The organism is Alicyclobacillus sacchari (genome assembly GCF_004366795.1).
Lineage (GTDB): Bacteria > Bacillota > Bacilli > Alicyclobacillales > Alicyclobacillaceae > Alicyclobacillus > Alicyclobacillus sacchari.
The window spans coordinates 44,510-64,489 of the sequence record NZ_SORF01000001.1; the positions used below are offsets into that span (position 1 = coordinate 44,510).

The 19,980-nt window shown below is 56.7% G+C and carries 22 protein-coding genes; 2 read left to right on the plus strand and 20 right to left on the minus strand.

Translation table 11 applies throughout. The annotated features are described in order from the left end of the window. Positions 1-52: 52 nt before the first annotated feature. The 4 genes from secF to C7445_RS00200 are packed head-to-tail and all read right to left on the minus strand — an operon-like array spanning position 53 to position 2,720. Positions 53-976, minus strand: a complete 924-nt coding sequence (gene secF / locus C7445_RS00190) for a protein translocase subunit SecF (protein ID WP_134158049.1) — start codon at positions 974-976, stop codon at positions 53-55. After that, positions 960-2,261 carry a protein translocase subunit SecD gene (secD, locus tag C7445_RS00195; RefSeq protein WP_134158050.1) on the minus strand — a complete coding sequence of 434 codons (1,302 nt, stop codon included), beginning with the start codon at positions 2,259-2,261 and terminating at the stop codon, positions 960-962. Before secD ends, secF begins: the two co-directional genes overlap by 17 nt. Further along, on the minus strand, positions 2,258-2,395 hold the full coding sequence (locus tag C7445_RS14475) for a hypothetical protein (protein WP_208320793.1): 138 nt from the start codon (positions 2,393-2,395) through the stop codon (positions 2,258-2,260). Before C7445_RS14475 ends, secD begins: the two co-directional genes overlap by 4 nt. Before the next feature lie 49 nt (positions 2,396-2,444). After that, complete coding sequence (locus tag C7445_RS00200; protein WP_134158051.1) at positions 2,445-2,720, minus strand: post-transcriptional regulator; 276 nt, start codon at positions 2,718-2,720, stop codon at positions 2,445-2,447. A gap of 162 nt (positions 2,721-2,882) precedes the next feature. On the opposite strand from C7445_RS00200, the gene spoVB reads away from it, so the two are divergent. After that, a complete protein-coding gene (gene spoVB / locus C7445_RS00205) occupies positions 2,883-4,466 on the plus strand; it encodes a stage V sporulation protein B (protein ID WP_166668916.1) in 1,584 nt (527 codons plus the stop codon). Between the two features lie 26 nt (positions 4,467-4,492). Here spoVB and C7445_RS00210 read toward each other — a convergent pair whose 3' ends face one another. Together C7445_RS00210 and C7445_RS00215 are read right to left on the minus strand one after the other, a co-directional pair. Then, positions 4,493-5,182 carry a DUF421 domain-containing protein gene (locus tag C7445_RS00210; RefSeq protein WP_166668917.1) on the minus strand — a complete coding sequence of 230 codons (690 nt, stop codon included), beginning with the start codon at positions 5,180-5,182 and terminating at the stop codon, positions 4,493-4,495. A gap of 144 nt (positions 5,183-5,326) precedes the next feature. Next, positions 5,327-7,477, minus strand: a complete 2,151-nt coding sequence (locus tag C7445_RS00215; RefSeq protein ID WP_134158052.1) for a sensor domain-containing diguanylate cyclase — start codon at positions 7,475-7,477, stop codon at positions 5,327-5,329. Positions 7,478-7,608: 131 nt separating this feature from the next. Here C7445_RS00215 and C7445_RS00220 point away from each other — a divergent pair, with 131 nt between their 5' ends. Beyond that, on the plus strand, positions 7,609-8,022 hold the full coding sequence (locus C7445_RS00220; protein WP_134158053.1) for a TIGR04086 family membrane protein: 414 nt from the start codon (positions 7,609-7,611) through the stop codon (positions 8,020-8,022). 86 nt (positions 8,023-8,108) lie between these two features. Here C7445_RS00220 and yajC read toward each other — a convergent pair whose 3' ends face one another. From yajC to C7445_RS14770, 14 genes are all read right to left on the minus strand, one after another. Further along, positions 8,109-8,528, minus strand: a complete 420-nt coding sequence (gene yajC, locus C7445_RS00225; protein WP_134158054.1) for a preprotein translocase subunit YajC — start codon at positions 8,526-8,528, stop codon at positions 8,109-8,111. Then, positions 8,525-9,670, minus strand: a complete 1,146-nt coding sequence (gene tgt, locus C7445_RS00230) for a tRNA guanosine(34) transglycosylase Tgt (RefSeq protein ID WP_134158055.1) — start codon at positions 9,668-9,670, stop codon at positions 8,525-8,527. Before tgt ends, yajC begins: the two co-directional genes overlap by 4 nt. Next, complete coding sequence (gene queA / locus C7445_RS00235; RefSeq protein WP_134158056.1) at positions 9,648-10,715, minus strand: tRNA preQ1(34) S-adenosylmethionine ribosyltransferase-isomerase QueA; 1,068 nt, start codon at positions 10,713-10,715, stop codon at positions 9,648-9,650. The genes tgt and queA overlap by 23 nt, the downstream gene beginning before the upstream one ends. A gap of 66 nt (positions 10,716-10,781) precedes the next feature. Then, positions 10,782-11,660, minus strand: coding sequence for an anti-sigma factor domain-containing protein (locus tag C7445_RS00240; RefSeq protein WP_134158057.1), 879 nt, complete (start codon positions 11,658-11,660; stop codon positions 10,782-10,784). 4 nt (positions 11,661-11,664) lie between these two features. Further along, complete coding sequence (gene sigI / locus C7445_RS00245) at positions 11,665-12,426, minus strand: RNA polymerase sigma factor SigI (protein ID WP_134158058.1); 762 nt, start codon at positions 12,424-12,426, stop codon at positions 11,665-11,667. Positions 12,427-12,544: 118 nt separating this feature from the next. After that, entirely contained in the window at positions 12,545-13,537 is a 993-nt protein-coding gene (gene ruvB / locus C7445_RS00250; protein WP_134158059.1) for a Holliday junction branch migration DNA helicase RuvB, read from the minus strand. A 52-nt stretch (positions 13,538-13,589) separates the two neighbouring features. After that, on the minus strand, positions 13,590-14,204 hold the full coding sequence (gene ruvA, locus C7445_RS00255) for a Holliday junction branch migration protein RuvA (RefSeq protein WP_134158060.1): 615 nt from the start codon (positions 14,202-14,204) through the stop codon (positions 13,590-13,592). Then, positions 14,201-14,758, minus strand: a complete 558-nt coding sequence (gene ruvC / locus C7445_RS00260) for a crossover junction endodeoxyribonuclease RuvC (RefSeq protein WP_134158061.1) — start codon at positions 14,756-14,758, stop codon at positions 14,201-14,203. The genes ruvA and ruvC overlap by 4 nt, the downstream gene beginning before the upstream one ends. A 131-nt stretch (positions 14,759-14,889) precedes the next feature. Beyond that, on the minus strand, positions 14,890-15,297 hold the full coding sequence (locus C7445_RS00265; protein WP_134158062.1) for a hypothetical protein: 408 nt from the start codon (positions 15,295-15,297) through the stop codon (positions 14,890-14,892). 52 nt (positions 15,298-15,349) lie between these two features. After that, positions 15,350-16,090: a YebC/PmpR family DNA-binding transcriptional regulator gene (locus C7445_RS00270; RefSeq protein WP_134158063.1), complete on the minus strand. Its 741-nt coding sequence runs from the start codon at positions 16,088-16,090 to the stop codon at positions 15,350-15,352. A gap of 21 nt (positions 16,091-16,111) precedes the next feature. Further along, positions 16,112-16,963: an NAD+ synthase gene (locus tag C7445_RS00275; RefSeq protein ID WP_134158064.1), complete on the minus strand. Its 852-nt coding sequence runs from the start codon at positions 16,961-16,963 to the stop codon at positions 16,112-16,114. Next, positions 16,947-17,828: a nitrilase-related carbon-nitrogen hydrolase gene (locus tag C7445_RS00280; RefSeq protein ID WP_134158065.1), complete on the minus strand. Its 882-nt coding sequence runs from the start codon at positions 17,826-17,828 to the stop codon at positions 16,947-16,949. The genes C7445_RS00275 and C7445_RS00280 overlap by 17 nt, the downstream gene beginning before the upstream one ends. A 79-nt stretch (positions 17,829-17,907) precedes the next feature. Beyond that, positions 17,908-18,894, minus strand: coding sequence for a phosphotransferase (locus C7445_RS00285; protein WP_134158066.1), 987 nt, complete (start codon positions 18,892-18,894; stop codon positions 17,908-17,910). A 2-nt stretch (positions 18,895-18,896) separates the two neighbouring features. Further along, positions 18,897-19,973 (minus strand): LysM peptidoglycan-binding domain-containing protein, encoded by a 1,077-nt coding sequence (locus tag C7445_RS14770; RefSeq protein WP_208320794.1) that lies wholly within the window; start codon positions 19,971-19,973, stop codon positions 18,897-18,899. Positions 19,974-19,980: the final 7 nt, after the last annotated feature.

Here is a 19,980-nt window from a genome sequence, read left to right on the forward strand (position 1 = left end):
CGATAGAAATAAAGAAGCGCCCCTTGGGAGCGCTTCGCGCAAATGTCCTGATTCACTGTGCACTTGCCTCATTCGTGACGGCTTTATGTTTACGCATGGAGCGGCCTCTCCATGCAACCCAAATCGGACTCGCGATAAAAATGGACGAGTACGCGCCGCTAATGAGACCAATGATGAGCGCAAACGTGAAATTGCGGATGGACACTCCGCCGAAAAAGTAAAGAATCACAGCAGCGACAAGCACCGTGAACACTGTGTTGATAGACCTCGTCATGGTCTGCCACAAACTCTTGTTCACGACCTCGCGCAGGGCTTCAATGTTGTCCGGTTTGTGAATCTTTACATTCTCACGGATGCGGTCAAAAATCACGATGGTGTCATTAATGGAATACCCAACAATCGTCAACAAAGCCGCCACAAAGGTCAAATCGACTTCGCGGCGCAACAGCGCAAAAGCGGCAAGAACGATAAACGCGTCGTGCAACAATGCGATGATGCCGGCGATGGCAAAGCGAAATTCGAAGCGGATGGCCACGTAGATGACAATGCAAACCGCCGCCGCGAGAACGGCCCAAATCGCTTTGCGCGCCGTTTGCTGTGCCACAAAGGGATCGACTGAGTTAACCTGAATGTCTTGCTTCGCGTTCGGAAAGAATTTGTGTTCAGCCGTCTGAATTGCGGCGATTTGTTTCGCGCTCAGTTGTTCGGGCAGCGTGACGATGGCGACGTTTCGTTCGATGCCGCCAACCGTGAGCCCTGTATCGCCTATGGTGAGACCAACCGATTGAAACATTTGGCGCACGCGCGCATCCGGAACCTGTTGATTCAATTGAAATTGAATTCGCGATCCTGCCTTAAAGTCTGTGCTCAAATTGAATCCGAACAGGGCGAAGACGATGATGCCAGCAACCGTGATGGCACCCGACAGCATAAAGAACCACTTGCTCAACCGAACAATGTTAAACCTGGGTTTCATGCTGTTTCAACACTCCCTTCCCGACGCCGTACCACCATGGGCGGCGAACGACGCCAGATGCCGTGAACGTAAGCAGCATGAGGCGGCTGAGCAAGACAGCGGTCAAAAGGCTGACGATGATGCCGACCATGAGCGCGACGGCAAATCCTCGGACATCCCCCTGCCCGCCGAAGATGTACATGACAGCACCGGCGATAAACGTCGTCGCATTCGAATCGACGATGGTACGCAAGGCGTTCTTGTTGCCGACTCGTACGGCGGATCGCAAGCTCCGGCCGTTCCGCATCTCGTCCTTGATGCGCTCGTACGTGATGATATTCGCGTCAACCGCGATTCCCACACCCAATACGAGTGCCGCCAAGCCCGACAATGTGAGCACGACGTGCAGCCCCGAGAAGACCAACAAAGTCAAGTAGCCGTATGCGACGAGCGCAATATCGGCGATAAGACCAGCCAAGCGATACACGAACATCATGAAGGCGAAGATGATGATGATGGCGATGAGACCAGCGACCATCGTGCGCTGTAAGCTCGTTTGACCAAGCGACGGACCCACGCTCGTCTCACTTTCAAGCGTCAGCGGATACGGCAGCGCTCCCGCATTCAGTTCGTTTGCCAGCGCCATACACGCCTGCGGCGTCGTCAGACTTCCACCGGATATTTCACTGCTGCCGCTGTACATGACCTGCTGAATGACAGGATCCGTCAACAGCTGCCCGTTGAGAAAAACAAAAATGGGCTTCCCTACATACTCTTTTGTAATATCGATCCACTTCTGCGCCTGTTTAAACTCAATGGCGACCGCATTCTTGCCGTCCTGCTGATCTACGACCCACTTGGCGTTGCTCTTGAGGTCAGCGCCGGTCGCAAGCGGTGCGCCGACGGGTGTAATCTTGCCCGTCTTCTTATCCACAGTCGCGTCTCCGTAAATGGCCAATTGGGCGGTCGCGCCGATGACCTGAACCGCTTCTTGCTGGTTTTTCACACCCGCGACCTGGACGCGGATCTGATCCTGTCCAAGCTGATTCTTGCCTTCGAGATCAATACTGGGCGACGAGACGCCGAGCGAGTTGACGCGCATTTCAACCGCCTTCAACAACGCCTGACGGCCGCTGTCCGAAAGCGATTGCCCTTTTGGCGTATCGACCGCATACAGCAAATCGACACCGCCCCGCAAGTCGAGCCCAAGCGGGATCGACTTCCATACCTGTGGAACTGTGCCCGCAGTGACGCCGATGATCGCGGCGACCATCAGCAGAAACGCGAACAGGCGTCCCCATTTCATAGCTTGTCCTCCTTCAGTCCGCCGTCCAGCCTCGCCCGCAAAACGGGTTTCGTCCAGCCAAACGAACGCTCCGCTGCCGTTTCCAACAGCATGCCATGTCCAGTATACGAACGACAAATTTCGCCGTCAAACAAAAAAACCTGCCTCGAAGGCACTGGCTGCGCAATATCAAGCCACTTTGTGTCACGAACGCGACGGCTCGCCAAATCCGCCGTCCAATTGGCGGTAGGCATTCACGGTCAAATAATTCATGTAATCGGTGATACGAACGGATAGAATGAGTTCTACTAACTCGTGCAACTGAATGCCAAACCTGACTTTCGATTCGATGTACGACCAGAACTCGTCAAAATCGACCTGATCATATCCGAGCAGTTTAAATTCCTCGATCTTTGCCCGGCAAAGATCGAGAATTGCCGCTTTGTGTTCCGCGATCGACGGAAGTTGAAACGGATCCATCCCCCATGCATCTCCCTCGGCTGGCCTAAGCTATCTATCTTTCCACCCGCACCGCGCAAATTCCTCTCTGGTCCAAAAAAAGGACTACCTCACGCTCGCTTCGCATACGGAATAACGTACATGTCTGCCGTAGACAGAAACCAAAACGGGAGGTACTGCACCATGAATCGCCACACCTTCCTACACGGAGCGCTCGTGCTGATGATTGCAGGGCTTGTCACACGCGTGATGGGCTTCATATACCGCATCTTCCTTACTCGCATCATCGGCGCCGAGGGGATGGGTTTGTTTCAAATCGTCTTCCCTATCCTGGGATTGGTTCTGACCTTTGTCACCATGGGCTTCCCCTTGGCCATCTCCAAACTGGTGGCGGAGGCTGTGGCGCAGCGCGATCGCGCTCGGATTCATCGCATTATGCGCATATCCGGGATTTCGGTCGCATGCCTGGCAGCCCTGTTCACCCTGCTCATGTACCTGCTGCGTCATGTGATTGAAACACATTGGCTGACCGATCCGCGCGCGTACCCAACCTATCTCGCCATGATCCCTGTCGTCGGCATCATCGCCGTCTCAAGCCTCTATCGCGGCTATTTTCAGGGACTGCAGGATATGGCGCCAACCGCATGGGCCTCGATTCTCGAGCAGACAGTGCGCATTTTGAGCATTTGGATCCTTGCGGCATACTTTGTCCGCTATTCGCTGTCGTACGCAGCCGCCGCTGCTATGATGGGCATGGTACTGGGCGAACTCTCCGGCCTTTTATTTATGGTCTTTCAACAGCGTCGACGCGCCCGTCTCGTCGACGTCGTTCCTGAACCTGCCTACACGCGTGCCGCCGAATCGATGCGCAGCACTGTACACGCGATCGGGCAAATTTCACTTCCGGTAACCTTGAGCAAATTGATTTGGTCGCTCTTGTTCGCCGCCGAACCCGTCCTCGTCATGCGTGCGTTACAAGCCGCGGGCTTTGTCACGAGCCAAGCCACCAGCATGTACGGCGAGTACAGCGGCATGGCCATCCCACTGCTCGTCTTCCCGACGGTCATCACGTCCTCGTTGGCGACCAATCTTGTCCCAGCGGTCTCAGAAGCAGCAGCGGCCGGAGAGATGTTCCGCATTCGCAAACGGCTCTCGCAAAGCTTCACAGCAACTGCACTCATCTCGTTCCCGGCGTCCGTGATATTCACCCTGTTCGCAGGGCCGCTCACGTCCGCCATCTACAAACAACCGAACATCGGTCCCATTCTCGCCATTATGGCCCCGTTTGAGTTTCTGCTCTGCTTGCAAGCGCCGTTGACAGGTATCCTGCAAGGCCTGAATCGGGCTGGCGTGGCGATGGTCAACTCGATTGTGGGCGGCGTGGCGAAACTTCTGCTCGTCGTCGTCCTAGCTCGCCGCCCCGAACTCGGCATTCTCGGCGTGAGCATGGCAACGGCGTTTTCCTTTACACTCTCCACACTCTTAAACCTGTGGTTTGTCGTGCGCATGATTGGCTTCCACATTCGACTGCAATCGCTCCTGCGCGTGGGCATTGCCGCGCTCTGCATGTTCGTCTACATGCAAGTCATCACGTACCACCGCCCAGTGCCTGGGACCACCCTGCTCCTGGCAATCGGCGGCGGACTCCTCCTCTACCTTGCGCTGCTGTGCACCTTGCGCGTACTAACCAGTCGAGCGGTCTCGCGGATCCCGAAGATTGGCCCTGCTCTCTCACGAATCGTCCGCTGGATGCCATTTGCAGTGTAAACAGCAACACCGCCAAACACGGTGCACTACGTTCGATCCCGCTCGTCGATCCATATCGCACCTGCCGCGTCGATGGTCGCATAAAACACGTTTTCCAAGGCGTATCCGCGATGCTCAAGTTCATCTCTGAGCCACACCTCATCGCGGCCGATGATCGCGAGCGTCTTGGGCACAGGGCGGCCATCGATGACAAGCGGCAGTGGAATCGCTTCTGCTGCGACTGGCTTACCCAGGTCGCGCGCTGTCAGCGGCCGCGCCTCGGCTTTTGGGATGACACTCAGTTGGCCCGACGTCTCGAGTATCGCAAACTCGACATCGGCCACATTTGCGACGCCCTTCTCGCGAAGTTGAGTGAGCAAATCGTGAACCGAGTAGCGGATTCTTTGCATTTCCCGATCCTGAATTCTCCCATGTTCGATGAGAACCGATGGCTCTCCGTCGATCAGATGCCGAAAACGATGGCTCTTAATCTGGAGAAACGCAACCGCGACCTGAAAGAGCACAAGGGACGCGATCGAGATGGCCGCCTCGTAAATCGGTACGCGTCGGTCCTCCATCGGCAAGGTCGATAACTCGGCCATCATGACAGACACAACGAGATCGAATACGGAGAGTTGACCGATTTCCCGCTTGCCCATGATGCGCAGTGCAACCATGACAATCAAGTAGAGAACGAGCGCGCGTGCTGGAAATTGCCATAAGGGAACGCTATGCATGGCTGATCCCTCCGGCGCTAGTATGACCTGGCACCGGGATCGTTCATGCGTTCTGCGAATGGCGCGGATGCCCCGACAGAGAAGCCAGGGAAGCCTTGGAGATGGTCGCATATTCAACGCCCCGCTACACGTGCGGGCACCGCTTCACGCCATCGATTGTTCTGAGGTGGGATTGAGTTGGGCAAACATCTCCGCGATCCGATTGAATAAGTCCGGACCGTCCGCAACGTCATCGAACACCCGATAAGCAGCCGTCGTCCGCATCGAAAGCACCACGTTGTCGGACACAACATATCGGTGTTGTTCGATCGCGTTCACGACACGATCGCACACCCCGGCAAGTTCGGTTTCGGAGACGTCCGGCAGCACGATTAACATTTCGTCTCCCCCATACCGACACGCCAATTCCGTATGACGCAGGCACTCCCGAACGAGCACACCCACTTGGCGCAGAACTGTATCGCCCACATCAAAACCAAATCCTACATTGACTTCGCCAAACTGATTCAAATCAATGCAGATGACTCCCCACCTCGTCACACCATGCACGATACCGTCACGAATCCGAATGTTGATGAAGTGGTACGTATACAGACTGGTTAAGCTGTCGACAAACAATTGCGTGTCGAACTCTGGCGTATACATCGCGGTACGGTTGCGACCGCGCTGTTTCGCCCCCCAATACATGGCACTGTCCGCTTTGAGCAAGAGATCGCGATCGGAGACACTGTCGTCGGGACAGGTCGCCACACCGACACTGACCGAAATCCCTTGCAGATGGTATCCATGAAACTCGACCGTCAATCTGCTAACTTCTTGCCGAATATGCTCCGCGATACGATAGGCCTCCTCGGCGCTCGCCCACATGAGAACGGCAAATTCTTCACCGCCGTAACGCGCGGCAATCCCATGATCCCCGGCATGCCGCTGCAGAAGACGGCCTACTTCGCGTAAAACGGCATCCCCTGCCAGGTGCCCATATGTGTCATTGAACTTTTTGAAGAAGTCGACGTCGGCAATCAGGACCGACACTGGGCGGTTCTCCGCCACCGACATTTGTACACGCTTCGCCAGTTCCTCGTAGAAATAGCGGTAGTTGAACAGCCCCGTCGCCTCGTCGCGGATGGTGCGCTCCTGCAGCTCCTGGTATAACTTTGCGTTTTCAAGAAGAACGGACACTTGATTGGACAGAGTGTCCATATACTGGTGAACATGCGAGAACGCTCGCGGCCGTGTCGCATAACACACGATCGCACCGTGCGCCTTGAGGTGCGCGTGCATGGGAAAGATGGCCATACTTAAAAATGTCGGATGTTCTCCGAGAATTCGCACTCTCGCGTCCTTGCGAACGTCCGGGATGTGGACGTGACCGCGCTGGTGGATGGTCTTCCATATGACACCACCTTCAGTTTCTGGCCAACCGTTCTTATCAAAAAACGCGTCGTATGCAATCGGGTGAACGGCCATGGGAACGAGTGCATTTCGCTCATTGTCAATCAAAAACACGACGACACAATCGGCGAGCGTCATGCGCCGTGTGAGAACCGCAGCTTCCGTCGCGATTGCACACATATCAAATTCGGTAGCGAGTTTGGTCGTTGCCTCGTGAATCATTTGGAGATCAAGCGTCTGACGATGCGCCCGCAGCATATACGCGAGCATCGCCAACGGCAACATCACGATGGGTTCGAACCATACGTTGTCAGGCGCCAAGGCCAGCACGAGGACGGCAAACGGCAAACATAGAGCCAAGTTGGCGATATCCGTAACAAACGCGCCGACGACGGACGACGGCAACAAGTTTCCACGAAGCCATTGCAAGGTGTGGACAAGCAGGTGATTGACGATCAAAAAGACCAGGGAACCAATGGCGAGATCCAAAAGTACCATTGCGTGAACGGAGACAATGGGCAGGGGGTGAAGCGCCTGTAGGACGAACCACAGGGCACACGCACTAAGTGCATACTGCCCGGCGTTGAACAGCACAATGACGCTGTCCCACGTACGCAAGAACAGCGGCGCGACACAGGCCGCTAACATCGCACACACCATCGCGGGCTCCAATTGGCCAAGGCCAACGAGTGCGATGATGACGGCTGGCAACAGCGACGCTTGTGTTTGCCGCAGCGGAATAGGCAGTGATTCGAGTACACACGCAATCGCCGCCAGAGCCGCGACAAGCCACCCATCCGCATGGCGTAAACTCGGCAGCCCGTACAACGCGATGAGGCAGCCGGCGATCCCGACAACAGCGCTGTACAAGTTCTGGCGCCGCAACGTCCCGCCCTCCCTCATGCGCTCACCCCCACTGCAAACCGATTACAGAATTCTTCAAGTTTCCAGTATAAACAATTCATATCTATTTGGACAAGATCATATTCGTCTTGATACCCGAATATTTTGTAGTGAAACTTGTACAAGAGGTGATGAAGGTGCCTCAGGCGGATGGCAGCAGACGGCTCGACGTACTGCGCGCGATACCGGTTTTGTATGGATGTCTTTGGAGTTTATTCATTGCCTTCTCAGGGACCGTCGTGATCTTTCTTTTCGCACAGTATGGCGATTGGGGTGCCAACTCCTTGACAACCGCCGCTTATGTGGTGCACTGTGCGGCTGTGTTTTTCGGCGCGATCGCGGCGGCTCGGCAAGTCGACAGCCGAGGCTGGTTTCACGGCGGATCAACCGGACTTTTGTACGCCCTCATTATGGTTGCCATCGGCTTGTTTGTGTATAACACCTTCACAATGGATGGGAGCGGTCTGTTTCGCGTGCTGTTGATGGCGGTCATCGGCGCGTTCGGCGGCATGATTGGCTCCGCATTCTCCCGAACTGACGGCTGATGTAAGCAACCTAATGAGACCCGATTCACAGGACTATCCGCAAAACGGCCGCAGGCGTATGCCCACGGCCGTCGTCGCAAAAGCAATCACGATTGTCCATGCTGCTTGTGATGCTCGTCAAACTGGCGCTGTGCGTCGGACCCCGTGAAATCATCATCGGTGTCCGCAACGGCTTCCGAGACGCCCGACATCGCTTCCGCGTCCACCTCCGGCAGCTCGTCCGCTTCGTCATCATGCTGAGTGGGACCCTCTTCAATGACGCGCACTACTGCACGTTGGTCCATTTCCACATTCACACCGTCGGCAATCTGGGCGACGACAATATCACCGCGCGTCTCGATGATTTCGGCATACAAACCGGAGGCTGTCATGACACGCGCACCAGGGCCAATCTGTTTCATCATTTCTGCCCGCTTTTTCTGCTGTCGGCGCTGTGGCACAATCATCAAGAAGTAAAACACAATCACGACGATGATGAGAAATATGAGACTGCTTCCGCCTTTCAATCCAACACGTCCTCTCGCTGACCAGTATAACCATACGTTTCATAAAATTCGCGTTTGAGTTGCAAAAACCTGTCTTCCTCAATCGACTTTCGGATTCTCGCCATCATATCAAGCAGAAAATGCACATTGTGATAGCTTGTGAGGCGCAGGCCCAAAATCTCATCCGCCTTGAGCAAATGTCGAATGTACGCCCGCGAGAATGTTTGACAGACACGGCACGAGCACGCTTCGTCGAGTGGACGGAAATCGTCGCGGTAACGCGCATGCTTGAGAACGCGTTTACCCGTCGCCGTGAAGACCGTTCCATTCCGGGCGATGCGCGTCGGCAACACGCAGTCAAACATATCGATCCCGCGCTCCACCCCCTCAAATAGATCGTCGGGACTGCCCACGCCCATCAGATAGCGAGGTTTGTCCGCAGGCAAGAAAGGCGTCGTATAGCCGAGAATGTCGTACATCAAAGGCTTCGGCTCCCCGACGCTGAGCCCCCCAACCGCATATCCCGGCAAATCGAGTTCGACAAGGCGCTCTGCGGCTTCTCTTCGCAAATCAAGATGCTCGCCACCCTGCACAATCCCGAACAACGCTTGCTCGTCCGGCCTGCGATGAGCCTCTTTGCAGCGCTTTGCCCAGGCCAAAGTCCGCTCCAAAGACGTGCGCAGGTACTCTCGGGATGCAGGATATGGCGGGCATTCGTCAAGCTGCATGATGATGTCCGCGCCGAGTGCATTTTCAATGCCCATCACCGATTCTGGCGAGAAAAAACGGGGACTGCCATCAATGTGGGAGCGAAAGGCGACGCCTTCATCCGTAATCTTGCGCAGACTGGCCAGGCTAAAGACTTGAAATCCACCGCTGTCAGTCAAAACGGCTCCTGGCCACTGCATAAAGCCGTGTAAACCGCCAGCCTGCCGCACAATGTCTTCGCCTGGGCGAAGATGCAAATGATATGTATTCGACAATATGATCTGAGCCCCGAGCTCGGTCAATTCCCAAGGAGCCATGGTCTTCACCGTCGCCTGTGTGCCAACCGGCATAAACACAGGCGTTTCGATTGCGCCGTGAGGGGTGTGCACGCGTCCACGACGCGCCAAGGTGTGAGAGCAACGGCCAATCAGTTCATACGTTACCGGTTGCTTCAACGTCGGCCCTCCTCGTAATGAACATCGCGTCGCCGAAACTGAAGAACCGGTAAGACTCCGCGACGGCCTGTGCGTAGACGGATTTCGCAAACTCCGTACCCATTAATGCGCAAACCAGCATAAACAAGGTCGATTTCGGCAAATGGAAATTCGTGATCAACGCGTCTACCATCTTAAATTTATATCCAGGGTAAACAAAAATATCCGTCTCATCTTGTTTGGCTTCCAGTTTTCCGGACGCACCGGCAGCTTCTAAGGTACGCAGAGCCGTCGTACCGACTGCGACAATGCGCCGCCCTTCTGCCTTTGCCCGATTGACTGCCTCGGCCGTCTCCGGGCTGACCTCGTACCATTCGCTGTGCATATGATGGCTTTCAACCGTTTCGACCTGTATCGGTCGGAATGTACCAAGCCCAACGTGCAGGGTGACGTGGCGAATATCCACACCTTTCGCGCGAATCCGTTCCAGCAGTTGCGACGTGAAATGCAGCCCTGCCGTGGGAGCCGCGACCGAACCAACTCGCTTGGCATACACGGTTTGATAGCGCTCCTGATCCTCAAGGTTATTGTGAATATATGGAGGGAGTGGCATCTCCCCAAAACGATTAGCGATGTCGATAACCGATTCATCGGTCAGGAATCGAATTTCGCGAATACCCTCTTCGCCCTCCGCAACCACTTCAATTTCGATGGCATCTTCGCCTTCGCCGAGCGTGAGCGGCGTTCCTTGGCGCAGCCGCTTGGCCGGCCGCGCCAGGGCAAACCACGTATGCGCATCTGATTCCGACGGGCGTAGCAACAGCACTTCTACCTGGGCACCCGTCGCACTTTTGCGAGCATATAGGCGGGCTGGCAGGACGCGCGAATCGTTCATCACCAGCACGTCACCAGGATGTAGTTCCTCGACGATGTCGGCAAATTGGCGGTGCCAAACTCTTTGCGCCACCGGATCGACCACAAGCAATCGGGATTGATCCCGCTCTGGCAGCGGCTCTTGTGCTATTAAGTGTTCAGGGAGGTAATAGTCAAATTCATCGACCCGCACAGTTGTCGTCCCATCCTTTCCGTACACACAATTCCGCACAGCGCACGCTGTGCGGACAGGGCAACTTCACCCATTATACTGATACTGTTGTGTGGAATTCAAAGTGGATGATCCGACGGCACTATCGACAATCGAGGCGACCTGCTGGTAATCCCCCGTGTTGAAGCCGGATAAAGCTGTGTGCAAATCGTGTGCCTCGGCAAGCACCGTCTGCAGATTGGCCGAGTTCAAATCCGTCAATTTCACCGGTACCCCGACCTGCTGGGCGAGTAGATACGTGGCGTATTGCCCGGGCGATACATGTGCAGCTTGAGCTTGTGCCCATACCGCCTTTGGCACATCCATATGGTATACATTTCTTGTCTCACTCTTACCCAAGGCTGTATGGATGGCCGAAATGACTTGATCATCGACCGTATGCACATCGGCATTCTTTGCGACAGAAGCGGTGGTCACAACGATGCTGTCATTGCGCGGCAATTCTTGCGCTTGTGCGAGCTTCGCAACCACCTCGCCGACGGCCGAAGAAAGCGGCAAACCTTGTACAGGGACGGCATTCAATACACTTTGTCCCGTTTCGTTGAGACCACGGGCTGACACGACGTGCATGTGTGCGTCGACAGCAAAGCTTATCTGTCCGTTTGCATCCAAAGATACCAAAGCATAGTCAGAGCGGTGCGAAACAGCACCGACCAAAAGTCCGCCAAGAAGCACACAGCATGCTACAACCGCCGCCATTCCCGTTTGCCAACGCCGACCGGCACGGCTAAGACTGAGAACAGCGCGATCGAATCGACGCTCTCTGGCAGGCACCGAACAGAGTTCGCCAACCTGCAGGCCCTTGCCGACGCGAATCCGCCGGAAGGTACCGTCCCGCATCAGAACGATTGCGCGATCTCCGTCAAGCGATAGGATAACGGCCTTTTCCTCGTCCCTGCTTCGCATGGTGTCAAGCCCCTTCCGCATTCATCAAGAAGGATTTCAGCAGTGGAAAATCGCCCGCAAGTAAGATGACGATAGCTAAAATATATTTGCGCTGCCTCTCTAACGTCTTTCGCGACACGTTGACACGCTCCTCCAGCGCTTTCAACGGAAGTGCACGCCTGCGTTCGACAAACGCTAGTAACTCTGCGTCCGACGCGATGGCACGCGCACACGCCATTGCGTTGCGCCGCGCATCCTCGTGTTTCGGCGAAATATCGATCAGCTCGTGAAACGACAGGTCAAACGCAGCCAGCCGATGTGCATACTCTTCGATTTCCAGAGCCCGCATCGCCGCTTCTTGCTGCGCCTGATGGACTTCCAGCGACGAACTTACCTCTGCCCAATTGGAGACGTTGTCTTCGTCGTCGATCACGTCGAATTCGCTCCATGGCAATTGCTTCAACCGATGCTGATGCTGGCTTCGAAAGAAATCGATCAACCGCCTGCGGATCACGGTCTCGGCGAACGTTAAAAACGACGCTGCTTTGCCTTCCTGAAAACGATCGATCGCTTCGTTAAACGCGGACAAGCAGATACTATATTCGTCGTCAGATTTGGGGTCGATATACCTGCGTGCCGTCTGTGCCGCAATCCGCAGAATAAAAGGAATGTACATCGCAATGAGCTCATTGCGCGCACTCGCATTCCCGGATTTTGCACCGTGGAGCAATCGGGCTAACTCGTTTCGTTCCTCGATTCGACGCCCCCGAAACGGCAAAACGCCCACGCTTCCACCTCTCCTCACGCATTCGAATTCTCCGCCCCAATTGTGGGGGTACGTCCGACTGCCGGTTCAAGCCAACGCAACAGATTTGATCGCACAGATGTTTCAGACTCTTATACGATCATGGCATCTTTCTGCCAAAATGTCGATATGCTGCCGGCATGACCACACGCCCCCGCGGAGTTCGCTGTAACAGGCCCATTTGCAGCAGGTATGGCTCATAGACGTCTTCGATGGTACTCGCTTCCTCGCCCACAGCCGCCGCCAGCGTTTCCAGGCCAACCGGTCCCCCGCCAAATTTGTCGATGGCGGTGATAACGATCCGCTCGTCGGTCGCATCGAGCCCCAAAGCGTCGACTTTTAAGCGCGACAACGCCTTGCCCGCTAACCGCTCGTCAATGCTGCTCCAGCCGGAAACCTGGGCAATGTCCCGCACCCGTTTGAGCAGGCGGTTGGCAATTCGGGGCGTGCCGCGCGCCCTGCGAGCAACCTCGACACACGCCTCTTTCGTCAGCACGACCTGCAAAATCTCTGCGCTGCGGGCGACAATGTGCGCCAGCTCCTCGACCGGATAGTAGTCCAGATGCAACATCACGCCGAATCGATCGCGCAACGGCGCCGATAAAAGCCCTGCCCGCGTCGTCGCGCCAACCAGCGTGAACGGAGGCAAGTCGAGGCGGACTGAGCGGGCAGACGGCCCCTTCCCGATCACGATATCGATAGAAAAATCCTCCATCGCCGGGTACAACACCTCTTCGACACTTCGCGAAAGTCGGTGAATCTCGTCGATAAACAGCACGTCTCCCGGTTGTAGATTCGTCAAAATCGCCGCAAGATCACCTGCTCGCTCGATGGCAGGCCCCGACGTCACGCGAATGTGAACGCCGAGCTCGTTGGCGATGATCATCGCAAGCGACGTCTTGCCAAGCCCCGGCGGCCCATAGAGCAAAACGTGATCCAAGGACTCGCCACGCTCCCGCGCGGCCTGAATAAAGATTTGTAAATTTTCCTTGACGGCCCGTTGGCCGATGTAATCGTCGAGAAAACGGGGCCGAATCGAATCCAGTGTCATGTCTTCGCGGCTCCACTCTGCAGACACAACGCGATCGTCCATACGCTCCCCCTCCTTCTCGCAAAACCGATCTCATGCCGACTGTAATCAACCGTCACGCACGGCTGCCCTGCTGCGCGTACAGCCAAGCGAGCGCGGCTCTTACCACATCCTCGACCGGCTCATCGGGCTCGGGATGAATCGCCGCAATAGCCTGCTGTGCCTCGCGCGGCCTGTAACCCAAGGCGACAAGCGCAGCGATGACATCGTCCGTTCTGTCCTTTGCAGGCAAGCTCGTGTGTTCCGTGGCCATTGGCCATGCCAGCGCGAGATCATCCAATTTATCTTTTAAATCGAGCACCATGCGCTGCGCTGTCTTTTTCCCAATGCCCGGCAGCGTGCATAGATAGTTTGTGTCCTCCGACTGAACTGCGGCGACGAGAGACGGAACACTGGCCGCTCCCGTGATATGTAACGCCAAACGAGGGCCGATCCCGGAGACGACAAGCAACCTTTCAAAAAGTGTCCGTTCTTCAGCCGTCGCAAACCCGTACAAGACGATGCCGTCTTCGCGGACGTGCTGATAGGTATACAAAAATGCCTGTGCCCCGACTGGGTACTGGGCCATGGCGCCATCCGCGACATGCACGCGATAACCGACATCGCGAACATCGAGATCGAGATAACCTGCTCCGTGACTTACCACCAGCCCTCGTAAAAACGCGATCATCGGCCGCCCCTCCGTTCCCAGTGCCAGCCCGTACTGCGCCGTTCGCGCACGACATCGTCGAGCCTCGCAATGGGCCCCGTGTGTGCGTGCGCGATGGCGACAGCGAGCGCATCGGCCGCATCATCCGGCTTGGGAATGGCAGACAACGACAACAGCACCTTGACCATCTGCTGGACCTGCTGCTTCTCTGCGCGACCAAACCCTGTCACAGCCTGCTTGACCTGCATAGGCGTGTATTCGTGCACCGCCAAGTTGGCGTTCGCCCCTGCCAACAGGGCAACTCCGCGCGCCTGTGCGACCGTAAAGGCCGTCGTCGTGTTGCGATTAAAAAACAGTTCTTCGACCGCCAACACCTGGGGGTGATATGCGGCGATGAGATCCGTCAACTCTTGATAAATTTGCTGTAATCGCTGTGGCAGCGGCACGTGCGGCGGTGTTTCCACACATCCATACACAATCTGGCGAAGTTTGCCGCCCACACTTTCAATGACACCGTAGCCAAGCCGTGCGAGGCCCGGATCGATTCCCATGATGCGTTGCGCATCCACCCGCATGCCTCCTCTTGTTCGTTTAGACATTCGTCGCTTCTCGCAAATCTCCTACCCAATCTACGAGTGAAAAAAGTTCTAGATACGAAGAAAAAGGGAGCGTTGCGTGACGCTCCCAGACAACAACAAGCTTCCGCCTATATCGCTAACTCGCGTTGCTGCGCTCCCTGCGCCGCATTGCGTTCATAAACAGGTTCCATAAAGTACCACGAAAGTGGCACATTTAACCGCCAAACTGGATGTTCGGCGACGAATGCGACAATCGCATCGTCACGCACCCGATGTTCTTCCCAAGCAACTGTACCTTCACGGCTTTCAGTCACAAACAGTGCGGTGTGCAAGGTTCGATGCACGTGCGTCGGCCGATCGCTTTGGCCGAAATCGGTCAGAGACGGCGTATCCGCCCGTACCACAGCCGGTGCTGCAACACTGAACATCACCGTGAAGAAGGCGGCTAACGCATAGGCACACGGGTTTGCGATCCGGCGATGTTTTCGAGCCTGGCGTATGGTGGACAAAGCCCTCACCTCTCTGGCTGCATGCACAGCCATTGCTCCTCGCCGTTAATGTGTGCGTCTGCAAACAAGTTATGCAAGATTAGTCCGTTTCCTCTTCGTCGTCCATGTTGACATTCGTCCAGACGGTCTGGACGTCGTCACAAGCCTCCAAGGATTCGACGAGTTCATAGACCTCTTCCAGCGCCTCGTCTGACAGCTCGATTTTCGTCGCCGGCTCATACACAAGCTCGGCTTCCTCGTATTTGACGCCAGCCTCCTCGAGCGCCACGCGCACTTGCTTGAAGTCTTCGGGAGCGGTGGCGACCACGAACGCGTTCTCCTGTTCAATCACGTCTTCGGCGCCGGCTTCCAGCGCGAGCATCATCAATTCATCGCCGTCTACGCCCGCCTTTGATATCTCAATTTGACCTTGGCGTTTAAACATCCAGGCGACAGCCCCCGACTCTGCCAAACTGCCGCCTCGTTTGCGGAAAATATGACGGACTTCCGCCGCCGTCCGGTTTCGGTTATCCGTAACGATCTCGATCAGCAACGCGACACCGTGAGGTCCATACCCTTCATAAAGCAGTTCCTCGTAGGTCACACCCTCCAGTGTCCCCGTCGCCTTCGCTATGGTGCGCGAAATGTTTTCGGCCGGAAGATTATTCGCCTTGGCCCGCTCAATGGCGACTTTTAGCCGAAAATTTGTATCTGGATTGCCGCCGCCCTCACGCGCTGCTTGGTAGATGTCCTTCGAAAGCTTGGTAAACAGCTGACCGCGGATTGCGTCCTGCTTGCCTTTGCGTCGCTGTATGTTGTGCCACTTCGAATGTCCTGACATACCCCTCACCCTTTTGCGAAATCAATGTCCCCAGTCGCGAAGATAGCGAAAATCGATACCGATCGTCCGCCCAGAAAGTTTGGCAATGATAGGCGGCTTGCGCTTGTATTGATTGCGCTGAACGCGCTGGACGATATGGCGCACGAGTGATTCGTCGTAGCCACGTTCGACGATTTCATCGGGACTCAAGCGGAGATCGACCCATTGGTACAGAATCTCGTCGGCGTCGTCGTACGTAAAGCCGAGTTCTTTTTCGTCCGTTTGATCCGCCCACAAATCTGCACTTGGCGCCTTGTTCAAAATGCTTTGCGGAACGCCGACATATGCCGACAATTGGCGAACCTGACACTTGTAAAGATCCCCAATTGGATTGATTGCACTCGCCATGTCGCCAAACTGGGTTCCATACCCGAGCAACAGCTCCGTTTTGTTGCTCGTGCCGACAACCAGCGCGTTCATCGCAGCCGACAAATCGTACAAGGTCACCATCCGCTCGCGCGCCATGCGGTTGCCCCGCCGCAAGGGTGAAGCCTGTTTGCCCAACAGCTTGTCCATCTGTTCAAAGTAGGCGTCGATCGGCCCCGTGATCTCGACCACCGTATGCGGAATGTTGAGATCGCGTACCACTTCCATAGCGTCTGCGAGACTGGATGGACTGCTGCTGCGATACGGCATGAGCACCGCGTGCACCTGCTCGCGGCCGAGTGCCCGCGTCGCAAGATACGCGGACAGGGCCGAGTCGATCCCGCCTGACAAGCCGAACACGACGCGTTCGAAGCCAACCTTCCGAACCTCGTCGCGCAGGAATCCTTCCAGCACCGACGCGGTCAAATCTTCGCGCAGACAGAGAGCCTGCTCAATGTCCGGGCGCACGGAAATCCCCCCTTTGCAACAAGGCATGTAGCTGGGACGCAACCAAATGCACGCGCTCATCGCGCACAAGCGGCGTCGTATACCGCATACGGCGCGTCAAGCGGCGGTCGATCTCGGCGACAACCAGTTCGCTTTCGCCGGTTGCGGCCTCGACCAGCCAACTGCCATTGGGTGCGACAACCCCGCTCCCGCCATAAAAATGCACGCCGTCCTCGTAGCCGACGCGATTTGCAAAGACGATGTGCACGCCAAGAAGTTGGGCATACATCTGTAACAGATGCCGCCAGAACGCGTGCGAGCCAAATTCGGCCGCCGCCATCGTGTTTCGCCAGGGACTCGATGCTGGCACCAAGAGAAGCGTTGCCTGCTGCATCGCAAGCAGATATGGGGCGGATAAGTGCCAAGCGTCTTCGCAGATGAGTATGCCGGCTGTCCCGAGGGAACTTGCGTATGCGTCAAATCGGTCTCCAGGCGCAAAATACCTACGTTCGTCGAACATGCCGTAAGTCGGCAAGTACACTTTGCGGTGCTTATGTACGACTTTCCCCTGCGAAGCGTAAAGAGCCGTCACGTAGAAAAGGTGATCCTGCGTCTCCTCCACAAACGAAAACAAGACGTCAATTTCCCTACTCTGGTCGACGATGGATTGGATTTCTGGACTCGTCGCCGAGCGGGCCACCTCCAGTGTCAAATCCTGCGTCTGATATCCAGTGAGTCCCAGTTCAGGGAACACAATCAACTGGGCGCCCTGTGCCGACGCCTCGCGTATGTATTCGTGATGGCGCTCTAGGTTCGCGCCGAGATCGCCCAACTTAGGCGCAATCTGCGCGATCGCCACACGCTGGATGTCTGAAGCCACGGCCATTCCCCCAGTACCGTTGATACCCAAACAGTATACATGCGCTGGCTCGCAAACGGAAGAAAGGCCCTGGCCCGAGGCGAGATTACGCCTCGAGCCGCAGGTTGGCAAGCACGCGCGCGTTTAATTCGGATCGCCGTCGCTCGCACGCGACCGCGTATGCCACTCGTGCTGCGGCATGGCTGCGATCCTCGGCCTTGCCCCACTCAGCGAGCGCGCGCACCCAAATGTCTGGCCACTCGCCCAGACACAGGAGCACCGCCAATTCGCTGCGCCCCAAAGCCGCGTGCTCCGCATACACTTCCCACATTTCTTGATACTCAGGCGCCTTCAGATCATTTAAGAACAACGTGTGACTGATGAATTGTACGGGATCGGCGTACATGTCGTCGTAGCCGGCGTGGTCAAAGTCGATGAAGGCGATGCGCCCGTCGCGATCGATGAGGACGTTGTGCGGCGCCAGGTCGCGGTGGCACAACGTCGCCCGGCTGCGCCATTGCGTCCGCACCTGCTCCAGATTCGCTCGATACCGCGCGAGCGTTCGCTCTGCCCGCGCTTGCACCTCTGCCGCGAACGGCGCAAAGCGCGGCAACTCGCGGGCTGCTTGCGGCCAGATTTTGGCCATCGCGTTCACCTTCACGCGCAATTTGCCGTACAGCGACCCCCGGCGCAACGCCCGGTGTTCTGGGTAACCGGCTGCTTGCACGGCCCGCTGGACCCGCGCGACGGCGGCGATCGCCCGCAGTCTCTCGTCGCGGCTCGCCGTCAGGACGTGCCGACCGGGCAGCCATGGCTGCAAATAGCCGCGAATTCCATGTTCTTGTTCTACGAGCACACGCCCGTTGCGCGCCGGCAACGGACGGGCCGCTTGCACATCGGCGCGATCGTAAGCTACAAGAGCTCGAGCGAGCGCCTGCAAACGTTCCTCTGTGTCACCGAGCGCCGCCTGCTTCCAGATGTATTGCCGTCCATCCGCTGCGACAATGCCGTATACCGTTCGCTTGCGCACAATGCACTCCGCGCGAATGCCATACGCGTCTCTCGCGACTGACGCCACATCCGGTACGTCCATGCCTACTCATCCTCGCGCAGGCGAATGGTAAAAGGCCGCGACCATCCGTCGTCGTCCGTCTGCGGCACTTCAGCGTTGTCACACGCCTTGGCGTCCTGCTGCGGCACCGCCGTCGGCGTTTCGTTTGACCGCCACTGGTCGTCCTGCGCCGAATCGATAGCCCGCAAGTGAGGCTCGTCAGGCGCGGCTGGTGCAAACCATGTTTCATCAGTCAAGCGATAGGGGTTGTGCGTATGCGGACCAGCTTCACTTGGTGCCCCAGTTTGTGGCATCGGCTCTGTCGGTTGAAAAGGAGCCATCACACCATCCGCCGCACCCGTCGCCATACCAGGCGTCGGCATGGTCGGAACATCTGCAGGTGTCTGTGCAGGAGTGGAGATTCCCGGCACAGGCGAGGTAGCCCCAGGCGCGTGTGCATGACCAGGAACATAGCCCGGTGCCGGCGCAGCGTATCCTGGTCCCTGCGGATACCCTGGGGCATAGCCCGGTCCCGGCGAGGCGTATCCTGGTCCCTGCGGATACCCTGGAACATAGCCCGGTGCTGGCGCAGCGTATCCTGGTCCCTGCGGATACCCTGGAACATAGCCCGGTGCTGGCGCAGCGTATCCTGGTCCCTGCGGATACCCTGGAACATGGCCCGGTCCCGGCGAGGCGTATCCTGGTGTCGGCACCTGACCATCCGGCGCGGCAGCGTGGGACAGTGGCACATAGACGATCATCCCGGGTTGCAACGGTTGCCCCGCAAACGTCGGATTGAGATGCTCAAGCTGGGCCACCGACGTTCCATAACGCGCGGCGATCTCCGTCCATGTCTCACCCGCTTGCACGTGATGCGGCCAGACGAACCCGAAGTACGGCTTGGCTTTGGTCTGCTTGGTCGCTTTCGCTGTCGCGCTTTTCTTCGCTTTCCCGGATTTCACCGGTTTGCCCAACTCAGGAATGACAATGGTCATACCCGGTACAATGTCATTGGCGTTCTGAATCTGTGGATTGGCTGCAAGCAATAAAGGCAGGCGAACCCCCGTCTTGCGGCTGATTTGATACAGGGATTCACCCGGTTTCACGACATACTTCTTCATCTACAAA

Coding starts and splice junctions, on each gene's coding strand:
- secF (WP_134158049.1), bottom strand. CDS start 976: ATGAAACCCAGGTTTAACATTGTTCGGTTGAGCAAGTGGTTCTTTATG.
- secD (WP_134158050.1), bottom strand. CDS start 2,261: ATGAAATGGGGACGCCTGTTCGCGTTTCTGCTGATGGTCGCCGCGATC.
- C7445_RS00200 (WP_134158051.1), bottom strand. CDS start 2,720: ATGGATCCGTTTCAACTTCCGTCGATCGCGGAACACAAAGCGGCAATT.
- spoVB (WP_166668916.1), top strand. CDS start 2,883: ATGAATCGCCACACCTTCCTACACGGAGCGCTCGTGCTGATGATTGCA.
- C7445_RS00210 (WP_166668917.1), bottom strand. CDS start 5,182: ATGCATAGCGTTCCCTTATGGCAATTTCCAGCACGCGCGCTCGTTCTC.
- C7445_RS00215 (WP_134158052.1), bottom strand. CDS start 7,477: ATGAGGGAGGGCGGGACGTTGCGGCGCCAGAACTTGTACAGCGCTGTT.
- C7445_RS00220 (WP_134158053.1), top strand. CDS start 7,609: ATGAAGGTGCCTCAGGCGGATGGCAGCAGACGGCTCGACGTACTGCGC.
- C7445_RS00240 (WP_134158057.1), bottom strand. CDS start 11,660: ATGCGAAGCAGGGACGAGGAAAAGGCCGTTATCCTATCGCTTGACGGA.
- ruvB (WP_134158059.1), bottom strand. CDS start 13,537: ATGGACGATCGCGTTGTGTCTGCAGAGTGGAGCCGCGAAGACATGACA.
- ruvA (WP_134158060.1), bottom strand. CDS start 14,204: ATGATCGCGTTTTTACGAGGGCTGGTGGTAAGTCACGGAGCAGGTTAT.
- ruvC (WP_134158061.1), bottom strand. CDS start 14,758: ATGCGGGTGGATGCGCAACGCATCATGGGAATCGATCCGGGCCTCGCA.
- C7445_RS00270 (WP_134158063.1), bottom strand. CDS start 16,090: ATGTCAGGACATTCGAAGTGGCACAACATACAGCGACGCAAAGGCAAG.
- C7445_RS00280 (WP_134158065.1), bottom strand. CDS start 17,828: ATGGCCGTGGCTTCAGACATCCAGCGTGTGGCGATCGCGCAGATTGCG.
- C7445_RS00285 (WP_134158066.1), bottom strand. CDS start 18,894: ATGGACGTACCGGATGTGGCGTCAGTCGCGAGAGACGCGTATGGCATT.
- C7445_RS14770 (WP_208320794.1), bottom strand. CDS start 19,973: ATGAAGAAGTATGTCGTGAAACCGGGTGAATCCCTGTATCAAATCAGC.